General features: G+C 62.6%; 6 protein-coding genes. 1 reads left to right on the forward strand and 5 read right to left on the reverse strand.

Annotation, left to right across the window (positions count from 1 at the left end):
* From EN884_RS40330 to EN884_RS28175, 4 genes are all read right to left on the reverse strand, one after another.
* Positions 1–105: hypothetical protein (locus EN884_RS40330; RefSeq protein WP_348632992.1), on the reverse strand; the 105-nt coding region annotated here is incomplete at its 3' end.
* 24 nt (positions 106–129) lie between these two features.
* The gene (locus EN884_RS28165) at positions 130–747 is read right to left on the reverse strand and encodes a C39 family peptidase (protein WP_024501618.1); all 618 of its coding nucleotides are present in this window, start codon (positions 745–747) and stop codon (positions 130–132) included.
* A gap of 232 nt (positions 748–979) precedes the next feature.
* Entirely contained in the window at positions 980–1,495 is a 516-nt protein-coding gene (locus tag EN884_RS28170) for a hypothetical protein (protein WP_013530757.1), read from the reverse strand.
* 186 nt (positions 1,496–1,681) lie between these two features.
* The gene (locus tag EN884_RS28175; protein ID WP_013530756.1) at positions 1,682–2,110 is read right to left on the reverse strand and encodes a VOC family protein; all 429 of its coding nucleotides are present in this window, start codon (positions 2,108–2,110) and stop codon (positions 1,682–1,684) included.
* 318 nt (positions 2,111–2,428) lie between these two features.
* On the opposite strand from EN884_RS28175, the gene EN884_RS28180 reads away from it, so the two are divergent.
* Positions 2,429–2,731 carry a hypothetical protein gene (locus EN884_RS28180; protein WP_224621166.1) on the forward strand — a complete coding sequence of 101 codons (303 nt, stop codon included), beginning with the start codon at positions 2,429–2,431 and terminating at the stop codon, positions 2,729–2,731.
* Here the strand turns inward: EN884_RS28180 and EN884_RS28185 are convergent.
* On the reverse strand, positions 2,708–3,907 hold the full coding sequence (locus EN884_RS28185) for a PLP-dependent aminotransferase family protein (protein ID WP_032807972.1): 1,200 nt from the start codon (positions 3,905–3,907) through the stop codon (positions 2,708–2,710). The two genes, EN884_RS28180 and EN884_RS28185, sit on opposite strands and share 24 nt — an antisense overlap.
* Between the last annotated feature and the right edge of the window lie 164 nt (positions 3,908–4,071).

Below are 4,071 nucleotides of genomic sequence, written 5' to 3' on the forward strand. Positions count from 1 at the left end.
CGTGCGTTCGATCGCCTTCAGCACATTGGGGGCCGAAAGGCGCGACACGTCGTGCTCGGCCGAACGCCCGCCATAGAGGATGGCCACTCTTGTCTTGTCGGTCATCGAAATCCCTCGACTGTCAAAAAATCAAATGGCGACGGCAATGCCGCGATTGGCAAAGAAGCGGTCGAAATCGGCCGGTGACAACACTGCGTCTGCCTGTGTGGCGGGCTCATGGCCGGACGGGTTGTGAAAGCGGAAACCTTCGTCGGATGCCGCGGTGATCAGCACCAGATGGCCGCCCTTCGAGGGCGGCTCTCGCTCGGGCCAGCGGATCGAGCTGCTGACCGACGCGATGAAGAAGCGCGTCCGCTGCATGATCGCCGGAATGTCTGATGTGGCGACATTGGTCATCACCTCGGCGCGCAGGCCGAAGGCTTCCTTCACGAAGCTGACGAAGGGCGCGTAGATCAGCCCCTTGATCGATCCCTCATTGACGACATAGCCGCCATATAAGGTGCAGCGCCTGGCAAGTTCGATCGTCGGCACGATCTCGCCGCGGCTGGCCAGGATCATCTTGAGGCAGGCCATGCCGCAGATGTTGGCGGCCCAGATTGCGTATTCGTCGAGGGTCTCCGCCCCGGATCGCCTCCACAGCGGATCGCGCCTGAGCGCAACATCCGCGCCGTCGGCGAGCACGTCCAGCGTCATGTCAGGCGTTTCCCACTGGCTGAAAAACGGCACGGTTTCAGGCGGCGGGCTCATGCGGTCTCCTCGGTCGGCTGGTTCCATCTCGTATACGAGGATACGAGATGGATGAAAAGCCGTGACATTCAGTGGCGCGACCCAGAAGATGTCATCTTCCGTTTCGGTCAACCATCGCTGACTCCGGGGTTAGCGGAAGCCTCTCCCGCCTTCGTCATCCACAGGCGGAGCAGGAGCGAAGCTCCGTCGCGGAGACCCGAGGATGACGAACGTGGTGAATGCTGCGCGCCGCCTACTCGGCCTTCGCCCAGCCGAAAACCAGCCACGCATATTTCGATTTTTCGTAGGGTTCGACAGTGTAGGTCATCTGCATGTCGCCGTCCTTGGCGTAGATATCCAGCCGGGGCGCCGTATCCAGCTCGAGCCACGCCGAACTCTTGCTGAACGACCAGGTTCCGCACCAGACGCAAGGCCCCGACGTCGGATCCCCGGGCTGGTGAAAATTGTAGCGGCCGTCCGCCGTGATCTCCAGATAATCGAACGCCCCGTAAAACGCGGTCACCGTCTGCTGGAACTCACTGGCGGCCGCTTCCTGTTCCGGTGTCGGCGCATCCTTCATATCGCGCGGCGGCCGGATGGCTCCGCCGTTGAGTTTCCATTTGCCGACAAAATCCTTCTCGGTCGGAAGATATTCCTCCTGGGCCTGCGCCGATGAAATATAAGCAAAAGATGATATACTTGTGAGGCCAACGGCCCCGATTGCAAATAGAAGCGTGGCGGCACAGATCGCCCTTGCTGGGTTTTGCATAAAAAAAATATCTCCACGGGGGTAAGGGGAGTTTTATTGAAAATTTGTGGCGGACGTTGCTTCGGGACCGATTCCCGCCCGCCATTTGCACGGTTAGCATCGGGGCCACCGATCTGGCAACGCAAGGCAGCCTCTCTCCAGCATCGCCCATGCGTCCGCGATCCCGGCCGGCTGAATATCGGCAGCTTAGAAGGTGATCTTCACCGAAGCGGCGCTGCGACGATGCGGGCCGTGATGGACGGCCTCGATGTTGTTGCCGTCCGGATCGAGCAGGAAGGCGGCGTAATAGCCGGGGTGATAGGGCCGTTCGCCCGGCGCGCCATTGTCCGTGCCGCCGGCCGCCAGCCCGGCCTTGTAGAAGCCGTCGACCATGGCGTGGTCCCTTGCCTGGAAAGCCAGGTGATGGCGGCCGGTGAGTTTTCCCTGTGCGGCCCGGCTGTCGGCAGTGGAGACAAACAGCTCGTCGGCCCAGAAAAAGTCGGCGCCGCTACCGCCGATCGGGACATCGAGCGCCTGCAGGACCGCCTCGTAGAAACGCCGGCTGGCCGCGAGGTTTCTGACCACCAGTTGGATGTGGTCGATGAGCCGGCCGCGATGCAATTCCTGGGTTTCCATGAAAACGCCTCCTCGTGTGGGTTCGAATTTAGGTTGGGATAGGGCGTCGTCAATGCGGATACTTCCCAGCAGACAAAGGGCCCACCGGGAGGGGATCCGGCGGGCCTTTGGAAAGCATGTCTAGCCTTCAGGGGTCTGAGGGGGGATCAGACCTGGTAAGAACCTTTGTTGGCCGCGGAGGTTCCACCCGAACAAAAAAATTGCCGATGGCCCGTCCGCGGAATTCAAGCAGTGGAGGCGATTTCTTCGCGAGACCACTCACAGTTTGGAACCTTCCGCTCGCAACCGGGTTTGGTGGCGCGGTGGGAGGAATTGCGATTGGATTGTTTTCAGAGGCTCGAAGCGCTGGTCGACAGCGCCGGTGTCGACGATATCGAGGAAGCAACCGCTCTGCTGCGCCGGTTCAAGGGCAGGTCGCGCGAGGTCGCGGCAGCCATCGACGAATTCATGCTCGATTTCATGACCTTGGTCTTCGTCGTCGAAAACGGCGAAGAAGGTTTCGAAAGGCCGGTCCGCAAGCTCGCTCGCACCAGGCTTTCAAAGCTTGAGCGGCTGGTGACTGTAACGGCGGAGGAAAAGCCGGCTTCCAGCGCCGGCCTATCCCTTCAGGATGGCGGCTAGCCTTGGAATGCCTTCGCTCACCGCGCGCCGGTCGGCGAGCGTGAAGGACAGCCGCAGTGTGTTGCGCCCGGTGCCATCGGCATAAAAGGCGTTGCCCGGCACGAAGGCGACCCGCGCTTCCTTCACCGACCGAGCCAGAAGCTCGGTGGCGTCGGCCCCTTCCGGCAGTGTCACCCAGACGAACATGCCGCCTTCCGGGCGGCTCCAGGTCACGCCTTCGGGCATGTGGGCTTCCAGTGCCGAGAGCAGCCCGTCGCGGCGCTCGCGATAGGCGTCGATGAGTTTTTCCACCTGGCCTTCGAACACGGCTTCGGCGACGCGATGCATCACCACCTGGTTGATCGACGGGCTGTGCAGGTCCGAAGCCTGCTTCATCAGCACCAGCTTCTCGACAATGTGGCGCGGCGCGCACACCCAGCCGACCCGCATGCCCGGCGACAGGATCTTCGAGAACGAGCCGCAATAGAGCGTGCGCGCCTTGTCGATGCCGCCGGACCGGGCACAATCGAGCGCCAGGATCGGCGGCTCGCCCTCGCCGTCATAGCGCAGCGCGCGGTAAGCGGCATCCTCGATGACGGCGATGTCGAGTTCGCCGGCAAGGTCGAGCACCGCCTCGCGCTGCTCACGGTTCAGCGTGTTGCCGGTCGGGTTGGCGAAATCCGGCACCAGATAGGCGAATTTGGCCTTGCCGCCATTGGCGGCCGCCGCCGCGCGATAGGCATCGGGCGTCATGTTGCCGCCGGCCGGGGTCAGCCGGTCGTAGCGCGGCTCATAGGCGTTGAAAGCCTGCAGCGCGCCGAGATAGGTCGGCCACGTCACCAGCGCGGTGTCGCCCGGCGACAGGAACAGCTTGCCGAGATAATCCAGCGCCTGCTGCGAGCCGGAGGTGATGAAGATGTTGGCCTCGTCGCAGGCGACGCCGAGCTTGCCCATCTGCCCGGCGAGCCAGCGCCGCAAAGGCAGATAGCCTTCCGAGACCTGGTACTGCAGCGCCGCGCCCGCCTCGGCGCCACCCAGCACATCGGCATAGGCGTCGCGGATCGCCTCGGCCGGGAACAGCGCCGGATCGGGAATACCGCCGGCAAACGAGATGATGTCCGGCTGGTCGAGCAGCTTCAGCAGCTCGCGGATTTCGGACGCTTTCATGCGCGACGAGCGCGAAGCCAACAGGTTCATAAGGGTCACGGCACGCCTCCCCGACGCTGCAATATAGGTCAACTTGACTGACCTATATCCCCTCTTGGCCGCGAATTGAAGTGTGCCTGAACGGTTTCCCGAATGCGCCAGCACTGGCGCATTCGGGAAACCGTTCAGGCACACTTCAATTCGCGGCCAAGAGG

The organism is Mesorhizobium sp. M7A.F.Ca.AU.001.01.1.1, from assembly GCF_004022735.1.
Lineage (GTDB): Bacteria > Pseudomonadota > Alphaproteobacteria > Rhizobiales > Rhizobiaceae > Mesorhizobium > Mesorhizobium ciceri.